The sequence below is a fragment of the Paenibacillus pseudetheri genome (assembly GCF_924513355.1).
GTDB lineage: Bacteria > Bacillota > Bacilli > Paenibacillales > Paenibacillaceae > Paenibacillus_AQ > Paenibacillus_AQ pseudetheri.
This window is the reverse complement of the sequence record NZ_CAKMAB010000021.1, coordinates 52,158-67,307: the sequence shown is the minus strand read 5'-3', so window position 1 is coordinate 67,307 and position 15,150 is coordinate 52,158. Positions and strand designations below refer to the sequence as shown.

15 protein-coding genes are annotated in these 15,150 nt (G+C 42.1%); 12 read left to right on the top strand and 3 right to left on the bottom strand.

Annotated features, from left to right (window positions below; translation table 11 throughout):
• Positions 1-66: 66 nt before the first annotated feature.
• Genes L1028_RS18570 through L1028_RS18555 form a run of 4 tightly spaced genes read left to right on the top strand, consistent with a single transcriptional unit; the run spans position 67 to position 5,899 of the window.
• Positions 67-2,652 carry a hypothetical protein gene (locus L1028_RS18570; protein WP_234536980.1) on the top strand — a complete coding sequence of 862 codons (2,586 nt, stop codon included), beginning with the start codon at positions 67-69 and terminating at the stop codon, positions 2,650-2,652.
• A gap of 39 nt (positions 2,653-2,691) precedes the next feature.
• Complete coding sequence (locus L1028_RS18565; RefSeq protein ID WP_234536960.1) at positions 2,692-3,411, top strand: ABC transporter ATP-binding protein; 720 nt, start codon at positions 2,692-2,694, stop codon at positions 3,409-3,411.
• The gene (locus L1028_RS18560; protein WP_234536957.1) at positions 3,401-4,780 is read left to right on the top strand and encodes an ABC transporter permease; all 1,380 of its coding nucleotides are present in this window, start codon (positions 3,401-3,403) and stop codon (positions 4,778-4,780) included. The genes L1028_RS18565 and L1028_RS18560 overlap by 11 nt, the downstream gene beginning before the upstream one ends.
• 30 nt (positions 4,781-4,810) lie before the next feature.
• Positions 4,811-5,899 (top strand): efflux RND transporter periplasmic adaptor subunit, encoded by a 1,089-nt coding sequence (locus L1028_RS18555; protein ID WP_234536954.1) that lies wholly within the window; start codon positions 4,811-4,813, stop codon positions 5,897-5,899.
• A 19-nt stretch (positions 5,900-5,918) separates the two neighbouring features.
• On the opposite strand, the gene nagZ is transcribed toward L1028_RS18555, so the two are convergent.
• Positions 5,919-6,989: a beta-N-acetylhexosaminidase gene (nagZ, locus tag L1028_RS18550; protein ID WP_234536951.1), complete on the bottom strand. Its 1,071-nt coding sequence runs from the start codon at positions 6,987-6,989 to the stop codon at positions 5,919-5,921.
• A 49-nt stretch (positions 6,990-7,038) separates the two neighbouring features.
• Here nagZ and L1028_RS18545 point away from each other — a divergent pair, with 49 nt between their 5' ends.
• Together L1028_RS18545 and L1028_RS18540 are read left to right on the top strand one after the other, a co-directional pair.
• Positions 7,039-7,248 carry a hypothetical protein gene (locus L1028_RS18545; protein ID WP_234536948.1) on the top strand — a complete coding sequence of 70 codons (210 nt, stop codon included), beginning with the start codon at positions 7,039-7,041 and terminating at the stop codon, positions 7,246-7,248.
• A gap of 96 nt (positions 7,249-7,344) precedes the next feature.
• A complete protein-coding gene (locus L1028_RS18540; RefSeq protein WP_042127399.1) occupies positions 7,345-7,848 on the top strand; it encodes a ferritin in 504 nt (167 codons plus the stop codon).
• A gap of 43 nt (positions 7,849-7,891) precedes the next feature.
• Here the strand turns inward: L1028_RS18540 and L1028_RS18535 are convergent, their stop codons facing one another.
• Positions 7,892-9,250 carry an outer membrane protein assembly factor BamB gene (locus L1028_RS18535; RefSeq protein ID WP_234536945.1) on the bottom strand — a complete coding sequence of 453 codons (1,359 nt, stop codon included), beginning with the start codon at positions 9,248-9,250 and terminating at the stop codon, positions 7,892-7,894.
• Between the two features lie 307 nt (positions 9,251-9,557).
• Between L1028_RS18535 and L1028_RS18530 the strand changes: the two genes are divergently transcribed.
• From L1028_RS18530 to L1028_RS18510, 5 genes are all read left to right on the top strand, one after another.
• On the top strand, positions 9,558-10,427 hold the full coding sequence (locus L1028_RS18530; protein ID WP_234536941.1) for a cation diffusion facilitator family transporter: 870 nt from the start codon (positions 9,558-9,560) through the stop codon (positions 10,425-10,427).
• 139 nt (positions 10,428-10,566) lie between these two features.
• Positions 10,567-10,977, top strand: a complete 411-nt coding sequence (locus L1028_RS18525; protein WP_234536939.1) for a bacteriohemerythrin — start codon at positions 10,567-10,569, stop codon at positions 10,975-10,977.
• A 193-nt stretch (positions 10,978-11,170) separates the two neighbouring features.
• On the top strand, positions 11,171-12,364 hold the full coding sequence (locus L1028_RS18520) for a metallophosphoesterase (protein ID WP_234536922.1): 1,194 nt from the start codon (positions 11,171-11,173) through the stop codon (positions 12,362-12,364).
• 147 nt (positions 12,365-12,511) lie between these two features.
• On the top strand, positions 12,512-12,958 hold the full coding sequence (locus L1028_RS18515) for a MarR family winged helix-turn-helix transcriptional regulator (protein WP_234536920.1): 447 nt from the start codon (positions 12,512-12,514) through the stop codon (positions 12,956-12,958).
• A 52-nt stretch (positions 12,959-13,010) separates the two neighbouring features.
• Positions 13,011-13,823, top strand: a complete 813-nt coding sequence (locus tag L1028_RS18510; RefSeq protein ID WP_234536917.1) for an SDR family oxidoreductase — start codon at positions 13,011-13,013, stop codon at positions 13,821-13,823.
• Between the two features lie 22 nt (positions 13,824-13,845).
• Here L1028_RS18510 and L1028_RS18505 read toward each other — a convergent pair whose 3' ends face one another.
• Positions 13,846-14,319, bottom strand: a complete 474-nt coding sequence (locus L1028_RS18505) for a ferritin-like domain-containing protein (protein WP_234536914.1) — start codon at positions 14,317-14,319, stop codon at positions 13,846-13,848.
• Between the two features lie 144 nt (positions 14,320-14,463).
• On the opposite strand from L1028_RS18505, the gene L1028_RS18500 reads away from it, so the two are divergent.
• Positions 14,464-15,141 carry a response regulator transcription factor gene (locus L1028_RS18500; protein WP_234537200.1) on the top strand — a complete coding sequence of 226 codons (678 nt, stop codon included), beginning with the start codon at positions 14,464-14,466 and terminating at the stop codon, positions 15,139-15,141.
• Positions 15,142-15,150 lie beyond the last annotated feature (9 nt).

The following is a 15,150-nucleotide window of genomic DNA, read 5'->3' as shown; positions in this document are numbered from 1 at the left end:
TGGATACAATTGGTTTTGCACTTACCACTATAATAATTCTAGCAAAATACTCGTGGAGGGAAGTAAATGAGAAAGCATAGCAGTACATATGTTGTTTTACTATTAAGTACCTTTGTCATCAGTCAACTGACTGGCCATACCGCTTCAGCGGCATCCGCTAATGCTGTTCGTACCAATCCAGCTGTAGCTGCGGCGACAGTAACACCCCCTAGTAATCTGGGTTCTATTTCTTTAGGAGCAAATATCAAAGCTACATTAGAAGATGTCAATATTTGGTCACAACCTGGTGGGAATATTTTAACCTATACCCTGAATTATTCGAATGGGAGCAGTAAAAACGCAAATCTAATGTACTATTTTTCGAGAGTGATGACGCCAGGGGGTTCTGTTATCCCGGGTAACCCTCTGAGCGTTGATGCGACTAAGAAGAAGATTGGTACTAAAGAAAGCTTGCGGGTTACATATTACGTCAACGTAGGCAAGACCAATTCGTTAAAAGGGATTAAGATTCCCATGTATGTATGGGATTCCAAAACCAAAGGTTATTTAAAGCATGCAGGAAGTTTTACTGTGCCAGCTAATTATTCCCCAACTGCCGTAAATGGAAAAAATGTTAACACCACAATGAATGACATTCCTGTCATCGCTAAAAGTGAGTCCTTGGAGCTCTATAAATATAATGGGAAAGTTTATGCCAAGGTGGGTATGAGCCTGACCAATAAGGGCAGTAAGGTACTTAGTGATCCGGGTTATGCGGCTTATTTACTCTCTGCAGGTGGAAGTTCTTATGAATTAGCACTTGATCGTTCTCAAATTAGTTACAAGATTCAGCCGCAGGAGAAGAAGACTATCTATTATCTTGCCGAGATTCCTCCTTATATGAAGACGGATAATATGAAGCTGCAATTTACGCAGAAAGATGAAGCACTGAAGCTTGAGATTGCTAAATCCTCGTACAAGCTACCGGCAGCTACAACACCTAATTTGGTGGTAGGTAAAGGTGTGACCAAGAAAATCACCATTAATAATAATCCGATAGAAACTCAGTTAAACAACGCAAACGTATACGCTGAGAATAATAAAGGGATTTGGACCTTCCAGCTTCGAGTGAAAAATGTAGGGAAGACGGCCGTTACGTTGCCAACTTATGAGCTTGCCGTCAAATCTTCAACAGGGACAACCTTTCCGATTAATGCGAAGGGATTGAGCGGCTTAACCATAAAGCCTTTGGAAGAAAAAATCATTCCACTTACCGCACAAATTCCGCTTGAGGTTGAGCAGAGTTCGCTGCAATTGCAAATGATAGAGGCTGTTTCAGCTCCAGATAATACAGATACGGGCGGTGCAGGTGAGGGAAAAGGATCTGAAGGGAATAATGTAAGTACGGGCAATACAGCCAAGCTGACAGTACCCGTTGCCTACTACACAATTTCCTACACACTTCGGCCAGAGGTTCAAAAGGGCGTGGAGTATAGTGCATCCAATGAATATGGTTCATTCACTTATAACTTGCTGTCTTTGCAGCGCTTTCCTTGGAAAGATGATGACATCGTTGTTGCTAGAATAAATATTAAGAATTCGCAATCGGTGGCTTTAACACTTCCAGAATTAAAAGGATCTGTGCAAGTAGACAATGACGATGTGTCTTCTTCTACAGAACTGTTTATGGACAAGGAAGCCTCGACGATTGCGCCAGGAAAAAATGCGGAGATCTATGTATTTGCCAAAATCCCTTACACGCAAGAGTTCGATAAATTAAAAGTGAACCTCTTTACAACGGTAAAAGAAGAAAAGAGCTCGTTCCTGTCGCTTAGCACGAACAGTACGATGAATGCTGTAGCGACAATTGAGCGTGGGGGAAGTTATGCAATCACCGGTAAAGGCAAGAACGCTAGTGTTCAAGAGAACAAAACAATTATTTATGAAGGTCTCAATTCTAATATCGTTTATACAGAGCTACTGCTTAGCAGTGAGGAAAAAAGACAAAGCAAAATGGCTCGCCTTCAGGGTTACTTTAAAACGGGAGATGGCCAGCTATTCGAAGCTACAGTGAATCAGCCAGATACTTCAGCTACACCGGGTGGTAAGCAATTAATAACATACTGGGCAAAATTGCCAAAGTCCGTTATTCCATCAGACGTAAGTATGTATCTAGGTCCAGGAATTACCGGGAATAAGCTGTCTGAACCTGGTCAGGAACCAACGGGATTCATTAACATTGCTTCATTGAGTCTAAATCCAGTTTCTACTCCACCGGAGAATAACTTGACGAAGGTTGCGCTATATCCTTACACGATGTCTGTTCTGAGTTCGGAAGGGCGATCGCTGCAAGGCAGTAACACTATAGATATCGTAATGAATTACAACCTACTTCGTGACAGTACCTATGACATGGGAACCTTCACCCATAAGCTGGTGCTCAAAATGACAGATCCGTATGGCCTATCACAGGAACGAAGCTTGAACATCGGTACTGAACTTCTTGAAGGGAATAACAACTCGTATACTGCAACATTTTCCAATAATATGTATAAAAACTTGTCAGGTGGCGCCTACAGAATCACACTGTATGATGAGTTCCAAGGAGAACGGATCGAGCTGGCCAGCCAGGCATATAGCATAAAGATCGATAGACCAGTAACTGAGAAGTAGGAAATCATATCTATTAATGTACGAGAAGGAGCAGCTCCAATGTTGCGAGTGGAAAATGTAACGCATTCTTTTAAGAATGGTAATGAAACGACGGCAGTCCTTCATCAAATAGATTTTTCTGTAAAAAAGGGGGAGATGGTTGCATTACTGGGGAGCTCGGGTTCCGGTAAGTCAACCATGCTCAACCTGATGGCAGGTCTGATGAAGCCTACGGAAGGCCACATTTACATTGCTGACCATGATATTGTGAAGATGAGCGAAAACAAGCTATCAGAATTTCGCAGGAAGCATATCGGGTTTATCTTTCAAGCTTATGAACTGATTACTAGCTTGACTGTCCGTGAAAATGTTGAGTTGCCGCTTGTGTTCCAATCCGTTTCACCATCAATACGTAAGCAAAAAGCTCTGGCTTTGCTGGAAGGGGTCGGCATTCCGGATAAAGCCGACCTGTTCCCTTCACAGTTGTCTGGCGGACAGCAGCAGCGGGTCAGTATTGCACGTTCCTTGATCACAGAACCGTCCGTTATTTTCGCAGATGAACCAACCGGAAATCTGGACTCTAAGACAGAAGAGGAAATTATCAATATCCTGCTTAACCTGAACAAGAAGATGAAAACCACCTTCATCGTTGTAACACACGAGCTCAAAGTTGCAGAACAAATGCAACGGATTTTCACGCTTCAGGATGGATATATGATTACTGAGAAACAAACTTCTTCGGATACAGAACTCGAAGGGGGTAAACTCATTGAGGATTAGTGATATTTCACGTTTGGCTTGGGAGCAAGTCAAACGACGGAAAGTTGTCACAGGTCTCTGTATGGCTGGTATATCGATTGGCTGTGCTGCTATTATTGTTGCTTTAAGCATAGGAGATTCCGCGCAAAGCTATACGGAGCGGGAAATTAACCGGAATTTCAAAATGGATGAAATTACGGTGACTCCGAATAGCGGTATCCCTTCACAAGGGGGCGGAGAAGGAAAAGGAGCCTCTGCCTCTGATGCAAAGCTAGACCCCGGCAGGCTAACGGCTCAGAAACTGAAGATTGTCCAAGGCCTGCGGCATGTTACCGCAGCAGCACCTTTTCAAGAGCTTGGCTACATGCAAATGACTACTATCGATAATAAAATTACGGACGTACAGCTAATCGGAACGGATCTTCGACTACTAACGAAATATGACCATAAATTTAAGCAGGGTGGTCCTTCTGATTCGGTTGGTATGGCAGTACTAAACTATGGAGCAACTGTAGGATTGATTGATGTCGAGACTCGGCAACGACTTTTTGAACAACTGAATACTGATCCGTACAATAATAAAATAATGGAACAGTACAATAGTTTAAGCATGCTTCCGTCGGATATGTTCAAACAACAGGTTCAATTACAATCGTATGACCCTGCTTCTCAAACTGGACAGTCTCTAATCAGCTCACCCATTCAAATTGTTGGGATATTGGATAGTGCGGGGAACCCTGATATGGCGATGTACGACAAGAAGATCTACGTGTCGCAAGAGACTGGTGAACGTCTGGTTGAACAGCTTAAACTAATGAGCGGAACTGCTGGGCAGAAGGATGTATATAACTCAGCCATTGTAAAAGTCGACAGTACAGACAACATTGTACAAGTGGAGAAGCTTATACAGAAACTCACACTAAACACAAGTACGAATCTGTATCAAAAAGAGGCGATGGCCTCGACATTCAGCATGTTCAAGAAAGCAGCGCTTGGTATTGGTATATTTATTCTAATTATAGCCTCGATCTCCATCATCGTTGCGATGACCATGTCTACCCATCAGCGTCGTCGCCAGATCGGCATTATGAAAGTGCTAGGTGCCAATATGGGGCAGATCCGAAATATGTTCATTACAGAGGCGGCATTGCTCGGGATGCTGGGTGGATTGCTCGGCATAGGCTTTTCGTACTTGATTGTATTTGGCATAAATAAGCTCATTGGTACCACAGGAGGAATGGGGATGGGTGAGCCCTTGGTCATCACTATTCCTCTGATGACCCTTCCAGTAGGGATTGCATTTGCAATAATGACAGGCGTTCTGTCGGGAATTTATCCAGCGATAAGCGCGTCCAGAACGAATGCGCTCACTGCGATAAAACGGGATTAGCTATTTTTAAGTTGAAAGGAAGCAGAAGTGATGAAGAGGAGAATCAAGTGGATTGTATTGGTATTGATTATTATTGCAGCGGGTTATTTTGTCTACAACAAGATGTATAAACCCGAGGCACAGCTAGAACCTGTTGAACCACCACAAGCGATAACTTTTGAGGTGACACAGGAAACCATCACGAACTCCGTTCAGGTCAAAGGGAATTCACGATATGAGCATGAAACACTTGTATATGCACCATATGCTTCAAAAGTTACAAAGTGGAAGGTTGAGAACGGTGGGCAAGTAAAGAAGGGGGATTTGCTGTTTACACTTGATCAGGAAGCCTTAAAGAATGAGATTGCTACACAGGAGGCGACCATTCGAAAGGCACAGCTAGAAGCGGAATTAAATGAATTTGTTAGTCAGCAGGACCAGGAGAATGCAGCTCTTGGTGTTACAGAAGCTGAACGAATAAAAGCCCTTGCAGCCCAAGAAACAGCACGGTTAGGGGATGAGCTTAATCAAGTAAATGCTGAAATACAGGCTCGTGAATTAAAAGATAAGAAGGCTAAGATTAAAACAGCCCTCTATCATGCTCCGGCAACTGGTGTTTTTCTATTCGATAGCGCCAGTGAAATTCCGCAAACGGTGACAGACAATCAATACATCGGCAAAATTGTAGATATGAACAAGCTTGAATTCATAGCTCTTGTAGGTGAACAAGATGTCTTCCGGATTAAGACGGGAATGAAGGTTGATGTTAAAATGACAGCTTTAAAAGATTTAAAGCTGTCTGGAGAAGTGACTAAGGTATCTAAATTTGCTAAGACTGCTTCGGGTCAAAATACTACTGCTACTTCGGTTCCACAATTTGAAGTGGTAATCTCACTGCAACCTAACGAGCGCTTGATTGGTGGACTAAGCTTGAGTGGAGAAATCGAGACGGTCCGTAAGGAAAATGCCATCGTTGTATCCAGCATCGCAGTAATGCATGAAGGAGATCTTTCCTACGTGATGCTGGATAAAGGCAATGGGGAATATGAACGAAGAGATATCAAAGTGGGCATGGAGACGTCTGACAAAACAGAGGCCGTCTCCGGATTGAAAGTTGGAGATGTTGTTGTACTTCAGTAAGCATTGAACTAGGCTAAGCCTAGTTCTCAATCGTGATTCGCCAAGATTTAATATCTTTATTTAGCTCGGTAAGGTCAGGAACCGGAACTGGCTCGTCGGATAGATTATATTTAGCTTTCAGTGCTAAAATCCGATAGACGCTCTCATCAATCCGTGATTCCTGTATCTTACCTTTTTTTACATGATTCAGAAGCGATTCTATTACCCGTTTCTCATTATCATAGCCGTGAGCGATAAGTAAGATATCACTGCCTGCATTTATGGTATCTACTGCCGCTGTGGCAAGGTCGTAATTCTTCATGATTGCTCCCATAGTTAGATCATCTGTGATTACAAGTCCTTGATATTTCATGTCTCTGCGAAGTAGCTCACCTATGATTTTATTTGATAAAGATGCTGGTTTATCAGGATCAAGCTTTGGAAACAAAATATGAGCGACCATAACGGCGTCGGTTCCCTCTTTTATCGCAGCTTGAAAAGGGAGCCATTCTAATTTTGACAGTTCTTCAGCGGTCTTATTCACAATCGGCAGATCAAGGTGGGAGTCGACGGAAGTATCACCGTGACCAGGGAAATGTTTGACAACCGGAACAACACCTTCGCTCTCAATACCTTTCATTTCGGCGATCCCTAGTGTACTGACTAGTTCAGCGGAGTTGCCGAAGGAGCGATCTCCAATTACAGGATTATCTGGATTGCTATTGATATCAAGGACGGGAGCGAAGTTCATATTAAATCCTGCTGACAATACTTCTCTAGCGAGCAGCTTGCCCATCATTTCGGCAGCATTAGCATCCTTACGGGTACCGACCTTTCCATTAGAGGGGAAAGAAGCGTACTCCTTGGGCATCCGGCTGACTTTTCCACCCTCCTGATCGATACTCATAAATAAAGGGGCAGGGTTGCCGCTGTTACTCTCTTTCATGGAATTAACAAGGGTGACCATACCCTTCAGGTTTTGAATATTGTTCTTATAAAGGATAATTCCACCGACTTTGTCTTCGGCAATCATCCTTTTTGCTTGATCATCCAGAACGGTTCCATCGATACCAACAAGGAGCATTTGTCCAATTTTCTCTTCAAGGCTCATACTGGAAACCTGAACAGCAATTGGATCACTCTCTAAGGAGGGAGCTGCTGTGGAACTGGTAACAGGTGAAGATGTGGATTCGGCAGTCGGCGGATTTGTAGCGGCAGCTTGGGAGCTGTTACTGCTATTGGAGCAGCTAGTTAACAGAAGCATAGATACCATAGCAGAAGCCATTAGAAAGCTACCAGAGGATGTAGGTCTAAGGATGTTGCGTGTAAATCTGGTCATTAGAATAGTCGTCCCTTCGTTGCTTATTTAGATGTCAGAAGGATGAATCCTTGCTGACTTAGATACACGGTGATAAGATGAACTTAAATCTTTACATATTAAAATTGAATTATGAGGTGACGGTCAAATGAAAGATGGATTAGTAAACGCACTAAATGAACAGATGAATTTCGAGTTTTATTCCGCTCATGTTTATCTAGCTATGGCAGCCTATTGTTCCGGGGAAAGTCTCGATGGTTTCGCAAACTTTTTCTTAATTCAAGCAGAAGAAGAACGATTCCATGCCATGAAAATCTATAAGTTCCTTAATGATCGCGATAACCGGGCGACACTTGAAGCTCTACCAGAGCCAAAGAACGAATACTCTTCGATGCTGGATGCTTTTGAACATGCATTCGCGCATGAGCAACAAAACACGAAACGCTTCTATCATTTAGCTGACTTGGCGCTGGATGAGCGTGAACATGCAACGATCTATTTCTTGAAGTGGTTTATTGACGAGCAAGTAGAAGAGGAAGCGCTCTTTAGCAACATCATTAGTAAACTGAAACGAATTGATAAAGATAGCAACGCCTTCTACATGCTGGATGCTGAATTTGCTGCACGTACTTTTACAGCTCCTGCTGAGTAAGTTAAGTTACTGAAGACCAGAAGCCTGAGAAATCAGGCTTTTTTTATTTAATTGATGAAGGCAGTTTAATACCGAGCAACTTATTATCCGTTCGGATGATTAGCATACCTTCAGTTTTAAGTGATGGGGCAAAGTTACGAGATCCAGTCTTCACGGTAAAAATAGGCTTCAACGTCAACATGTCATAAGCATGAAATAGGCCATCTGATTGTCCGCTATAAACCACATTTCCAAAAAGATCCGTCTGAACTACAGGATTCTCACCATTATTGAGGACTACCGCCTGACCATTTCCAAGTTTAAGTGCGGATAACGTACCTGTATCATAGTTGGAATATAACATTCTTTGCTGATGGACTTGGTTTAGAGGATAATCTTTCTCTTTTGCCATAGAGGTCCAGGTTTGAACTGGCTTACCTTCCGCTGAGTAATTCCAGAAATCATATTTCACAAGCTTTTTGCCCTGAAAAATATAGAAGTCATTTCCGTCCAAGAATGCAGTCCCATTTACACCACCAAATGTGAATGCTCCATCTTTATTCTCGGTATCTGTCCATTTATATAAACGTTCTCCTTTAAGTTCACCCGTTTTTACGTTGAATACTGAAACTTTAACATTACGATTCACAGCGTCATCATCCATCATAAACGTATTGGTAATGGAGTAGAGGAGGCCGTCCTTAACTGCTAGTGGCCACCATTGACGGGTATGATCCCATAGTTTTTTTCCTGTCAGACTGTCATAAGCGGCAAGTGCGGCAGTTGTTAAGGCTCCCTGTGAGAGATAACTTCGAATAACAACCCCATCCGTTTCCATAAGTTCCGATAAGCCTGTAAAGTTATTGCTCTCCTCCACAGCCTTCCATTTGATCTTCCCGCTGACCGCATCGACAGCTGCGAATTGACTCTCTTGTGTTACATAAATGGTGGAACCTAGCCGTTGTATACTTGTAGCTTTAGGAAGTGATAATGAAGCTGACCATGCTTTTTTACCTGCTTCATTAACGGCATATAGGGAGCCATTTTGGGTCAGTCCGTAGATAAATCCATTACTGTACGTGAACAACGGGGCTAATGCACTTCCGAATTCCCACATTTTTTTACCTGTTGTAGCATTCAATGCGACTAGTTTTTCATTCCGCTGCAAGGCAAAGACCTTCCCATTCTCGGCAAGGGCTGTAACGTTCTGCCCAGTGATTCTATCTTCTTTTAAGATGGCAAGCGGTGATGACCAAACAGGTACAAGAATAGGTGCTTTGACTTCATTGTAATAGGGATTGCTTGTACTTATGACTGCTTGTTCCGCGGAAATGACGGATAACGAACCGTTGTAAGCTATTGGAGATGCAATACATGTAACAGCTAAAACTTTAATCATTGTCTTGTGCAAAGACTGAATCATCGTTTCACGCTCCTCAAAAATAGTGATTATATAATTAGACATAATAAATGGCAAAAAGTTACTATTTCAGTAGAACAAGCATTAACACCTACGGCGTTTTTATAAGTACGGTAAGCGTTTAAACGAGAAATATAAAACTTAAAGTTGAACTAAGGCAAACTATGTTACACTCCGCAAAACAGTTATGACCTTGCAACTCTATTTGACGGAGGGAACTATTACGCCTCTTAGCAACACTGTTTCTCTAGACCCACCCGAATCTCGGAGTGTAGTATAGAACAATACTATTCTTTGGGGGTTCTTTTTTTTGGAAAATTACAACGACATCAAACAAGGTGAAAAAGGAGCATGGCTAAGCATAGTTGCCTACATATTCCTATCCGCCATCAAACTGTTTATTGGTACGGTCGCGGGATCTCAAGCGCTACTTGCAGATGGCCTGAACAACAGTACTGATATTATCGCTTCTATCGCCGTACTAATCGGTCTTAAGATCTCCAGGAGACCGCCGGATTCCAATCATAGCTACGGGCATTTCAGAGCAGAGACCGTGGCATCCTTAATAGCTTCATTTATTATGATTGTGGTAGGGCTTCAAGTGCTGTACCAGGGCGTGAACAAATTTATTCAACCAGAACTGGAAAGTCCAGATCTTATAGCAGCCTGGACGGCAGTTTTTTGTGCTGTGATAATGATGGGCGTGTATATGTATAACATTAGACTGGCCCGCTCTATTAATAGTAACGCTATGCGAGCAGTAGCACTAGATAATCGATCAGATGCTTTAGTTAGCATAGGTGCTTTTGTCGGAATTGTGGCTTCTGGATTTGGAATTCCATGGCTTGATCCGCTTACAGCGATTATTGTCGGCCTGATTATCTGCAAGACGGCATGGGATATCTTTAGTAAAGCTACACATGACTTAACGGACGGTTTTGATGCGGAAGAGCTTGAACTCATGAAAGAAACCGTCGCTGAAATTGACGGTGTGCAATCCATTAAAGATATCAAAGCTCGCATCCACGGGAATAACGTGCTGGTAGATACAACTGTATTAGTAGATTCCGAGCTTAGTGTGGTGCAGAGCCATGATATTACGGAAGAAATCGAAGAACAACTGAAAGACCGGCATCAAGTTTCAAATGTACTTGTCCACATAGAACCTGTAATGAAGTAGGAAAAGATATAGATGTAGCTTTCCTTGGGTGAATATGGGATTTTCCCTGTGATGTTGTTAATAGATCTTTTGTGCGGAGAGGTGGAGAATTAGTTGTATTTATCGATATGTTAATTTCAGGAAATGGAATGGTGATTTCGTGATTGAATGGAAAGATTCTTATGATATCGGTGTAGAGAAAATAGACTGTCAGCACAGACAGCTGCTAGCGAAATTGAACGAATTTTTTGAGGCTTGCAGTAAGCAGCAAGGGAAAGAGAAGATCGAAGAAACGCTGAAATTCTTGAAGGAATATACTATCGAGCATTTTAGCAATGAAGAGCAATTGATGGAAGAGATCGATTTTCCTGAATTGGCGGAACATCGTAAGACGCATGCTGATTTTGTAAAAGCCGTTCTTGATTTAGAAGAAACGATTAAAACCAAGGGAGTCTCCGTTCTCTCGACGATTAAGCTTAACCGTACGTTAACCGATTGGCTTCTGAATCACATTAATAAATGCGATAAGCTAATTGGCGAATGTATGGCCACGCGTGATAGAGCAGTATAACTGAATACCTCCAACGAAGATGCCGACGGGCATTTTCTTTTTTTTTATTTGTATGGGGAATGTGATAAAGAATTGTAATATGTTATTTGATCCGTTTTCCGAAGACAGCACCGTAATTTATACTGGGTTAACGGTTTGTGTTATGATTTGAGATAAGACGTATAGAGTTAGTATGGTAAAGGGGAGTGGAACGTTGAAAACATTACGAATGTTAGCGTCAGGGTTTGCTATGCTGCTTATTCTGGGCCTTGTTAATTTTTACATTGGGTATCACGGTTGGCTGCTTGTCCATGAATGGTTCTCAGGTGCTTCCGCTGTTCTGTTCTGGACATTATTCCTGCTTGTTGCCTTTGCGTATGTCGTTGGAATGATACCGTGGCCTACAATAGTGAAGCCGTTAGCCAGATTCTTTAAAGTGATTGGGTCGTATTATCTAGCTTGTATGGAATTCGCTATTATTATGTTGCCATTAGCTGATCTGTTGTATGTATTGCTGGGATGGATGGGTGTCGATCGAACGCACTACATCTCAGAAGCGGGTGGTACATTGCTAATATTACTGGTTGTTTTTCTAGTCTGGGGTTCGATCAACGCTTGGAGTACAGTAGTCCGTACACATCCTATTCCCATTGATAAATCCATCGGAACTAGTACGCCACTTACCATCGCGGTTGCATCCGATCTGCATTTAGGAAATATCGTCGGCAATCGGCATCTCAAGAAAATGGTTGCACAAATGAACGCTATGAAGCCTGATGTGATTTTGCTGGCTGGGGATGTACTTGACGATAGTATTGAGCCTTTTATTCGCAATAGTATGAGTGAACAGCTGAAGCAGCTAAAAGCACGCCATGGTGTCTACGCGGTACTGGGCAATCACGAATATTACGGTGGTTCGATTAAAGAATATACCGATTTAATGAGTAGCATAGGCATTAAAGTTCTACAGGATGAGGTTGAAGAAGTGGCGGGAACGTATATTGTAGGTCGAAAAGATAAGACTGCCGAGACGATGGAAGCCGGTGGTAGATTGAGCGTAAACTCCTTATTGAATGGCCTCGATCTGACGCGTCCTGTGATCATGATGGATCATCAGCCTACCGGATTTGATGTCGCTGCCCAGGAAGGAGTAGATATTCTGCTCTCAGGTCATACGCACCGTGGACAGATTGCTCCTAATCACTGGATCACCAAGCGGTTGTTCGAACTGGACTGGGGCTACCTCCGCAAGGATAAATTGCATGTCGTTGTTTCCTCTGGTTATGGGACCTGGGGACCTCCAATCCGTTTAGCCAGCCGTTCGGAGATCATTAAGCTTGAAGTGGTGTTAGAAGGGACTAAACAATACAGTGAAGAAGCCGTGTCTACAAAGACGGTGTTAATCTAAAAGAAGTCTTTAATGATATGAGGCTGCCCGAATCCGTAGAATTTTTCTGCGAGTTGAGGCAGTTTCTTTTTTTTGACAATTAGTAAAGCTTGTAGTATGGTTTAAAATAGTTAAGTACTTAACTAAAATGGAGTTGAAAAATCTAAGATGGATCATTTACAACCGTTCGTATTGAATCAGCCTTTACATACTCAGGCATTTTTCACTTTAGTTGATACTACTGCAAGCTTAGTTTCTGTCTCTGATAAATATTGGCTGTCTAAAGGATTAAATGGCGCAAGAGTTCGTATCTTGGTAGAAATAACTAAACAGGGCGGAACGATTTTACCTTCTACACTGGCTCACAATATCGGTGTTACCAAAGCTAATATTAGTCTGTTGCTGATACCCCTAGAGAAAGATGGTTGGATTACCCGCTCGAACCATACTAAGGATGGTAGAAAAAGCATTATTTCGATCACGGGTGAAGGACAGCGATTACTTCTAGAACATCTTCCCGGAAATCGTCAAGCGGTCGCTGAACGTATGCAGGGCCTGGATGAACAAGAGCTTCAGCAACTCATCGTTTTATTAGAAAAGCTTAGCAATGGCTAGCTATAAATAATGTTGCGGTCTCGAAAACAAGGAACAGAAAGGTTGGAGTGGTATGTCAATTATGGTTACTGGGGCTACTGGTCAATTAGGAAGTCTGATTATAGACAATCTTCTTCAGTTTGTGCCGGCAGGTGAAATTATCGCATGTGTTCGTGATCCGGAGAAAGCAAAAGATCTTTTGGAAAAAGGGGTTGAGATTCGCTTTGGCGATTATGATCAGCCTGATACCCTAATTCAAGCTTTTTCAGGTGTAGCAGAGCTATTATTCATCTCTAGTTCACATCCCGATGATAACGTCAGATTAAATCAACATTCCGAGGTTGTTCATGCAGCATTAAAGGCAGGGGTGAAGCATTTACTGTATACAAGCTTTGCATTTCCACCTAAAGGACAAATTCCAGCTAATCATGTTCACTTACTTACAGAGCAGATGATTCTTAAATCAGGTATAGACTATACCTTTCTACGCAACGCTTTGTATATGGATTTTGTAGATGTATTAGGTCTGAAAGAGGCGATCCAAAGCGGTGAGTTAATCACCTATCCTGGGAACTGGTTATTTAATTCGGTGACACGAAAGGATCTCGCTTTAGCTACGGCGGTCGTGCTTACAACTACAGGTCATCTTAATCAGATTTATGAATTATCCGCACCACACGCTTGGGATTTCAGCGAACTTGCGGAGGTATTATCTGAGCTATCGGGAACAAGAATTGTTCATCGGCAGGATTCAAGCATTCAGCACTGGATTTATTCTTTTCTCGCGAAGATAGATACAGCCTCTACTTCAAAAGATTTGGAGAGACTAATGGGACGGCCTGTTACCTCTCTGAAGAAAAGCATAATCACTTTCCTTCAGATTTAAATAATGATCCTGACTAATTCTACTATATAGTGGTTCGATCTAAAGTAAGTAAATAATTGTATTTACTGGCATGTTTTAATTCATCTAATATAATCCCATATACAGTATCGCGATATATTCCAACAGGCAGACCAAACCATATTTTGCGATACTTTTCGACTGCAGCAAGTTCACCTTGGAGTGCTTTTTCTAATCCTTCTTCATAGGAACTGATCCGTTGATATTGCTCGCTGCTAATCCCAGTGATATCTTGCCCTGTAATTTCTTTGAACATCCCCCGGAACATGAAGTTGTGACCCCGTTCGTCATCTCGTATTGAGGTGATAATGGAAGCTTGCTCGGAGGTTGGGGCTAGTTTGATAATTTCATCATAGAAAAGCTCATCATTTCTTTCACCTTGCACAGCTTCTTTAATTAAATTTAATGCTTGTGGAAGAGAGGTTTCCCATATAGGTTTGAAATCAGATCTGTTCTGAGATAAAGGTGTCCAATACATAGTTCTTATTACCTCCTGTTTCGTTCGTTATTATTAGAGTAGTATATGTACGAATGCCCAAAATGGTCTCTTTCGGTTCTTTAGTTGTTCTAACCCTTTAAAGTTGATACTATGGGTTCATCCGTTATTCAGGGAGTGTAAATGATGAAAAAAATTTTAGTAGCAGATGACGATAATAATATTCGTACATTATTAAAGCATGTATTGACCAGAGAAGGTTATCAAGTCATGGAGGCCAGTGATGGCCGGGACGCGATACATAAACTGAAAGAAAGCATTGCGGATTTAGCCGTTGTGGATGTGATGATGCCACATGTGGATGGATTAGAGCTATGCCAGCATATAAGAGAAACGTATGATATACCGATCATTTTGTTAACAGCCCGGCAACAGCTAAGTGATAAAGAACAAGGCTATTTGCGCGGAACAGATGATTATGTAACGAAACCTTTTGAGCCGGAAGAATTGTTGTTTCGGATCAAAGCTTTATTTCGGCGTTATTCCATCGCTTCGGATGATCGGATTCGTTTAAATTCACTCGTTATCGATCGTAAAAATTATGAGATCACTGATGGTGATGAAGTACTGCTGTTACCGGTAAAGGAATTTGAACTTCTTTCGCAACTGGCACAATATCCAGGTAGATTATATTCACGCAGTGAGTTAATTGAACTATTATGGGGAATGGATTATGAAGGCGATGAACGAACGGTGGATGTACATATCAAGCGATTGCGTCAGCGATTTATGGATTATCAGAATGACTTTGTGATTCGGACGGTACGGGGAATCGGATATAAACTGGAGATGGTGAACTCGTGAAGTCCTTAT

Excerpts from the sequence above, each read along its gene's own strand:
- L1028_RS18535 (WP_234536945.1), bottom strand. The coding sequence starts at position 9,250 with ATGATTCAGTCTTTGCACAAGACAATGATTAAAGTTTTAGCTGTTACA.
- L1028_RS18540 (WP_042127399.1), top strand. The coding sequence starts at position 7,345 with ATGAAAGATGGATTAGTAAACGCACTAAATGAACAGATGAATTTCGAG.
- L1028_RS18555 (WP_234536954.1), top strand. The coding sequence starts at position 4,811 with ATGAAGAGGAGAATCAAGTGGATTGTATTGGTATTGATTATTATTGCA.
- L1028_RS18570 (WP_234536980.1), top strand. The coding sequence starts at position 67 with ATGAGAAAGCATAGCAGTACATATGTTGTTTTACTATTAAGTACCTTT.
- L1028_RS18510 (WP_234536917.1), top strand. The coding sequence starts at position 13,011 with ATGTCAATTATGGTTACTGGGGCTACTGGTCAATTAGGAAGTCTGATT.
- L1028_RS18500 (WP_234537200.1), top strand. The coding sequence starts at position 14,464 with ATGAAAAAAATTTTAGTAGCAGATGACGATAATAATATTCGTACATTA.
- L1028_RS18565 (WP_234536960.1), top strand. The coding sequence starts at position 2,692 with ATGTTGCGAGTGGAAAATGTAACGCATTCTTTTAAGAATGGTAATGAA.
- L1028_RS18515 (WP_234536920.1), top strand. The coding sequence starts at position 12,512 with ATGGATCATTTACAACCGTTCGTATTGAATCAGCCTTTACATACTCAG.
- L1028_RS18505 (WP_234536914.1), bottom strand. The coding sequence starts at position 14,319 with ATGTATTGGACACCTTTATCTCAGAACAGATCTGATTTCAAACCTATA.
- nagZ (WP_234536951.1), bottom strand. The coding sequence starts at position 6,989 with ATGAGCCTTGAAGAGAAAATTGGACAAATGCTCCTTGTTGGTATCGAT.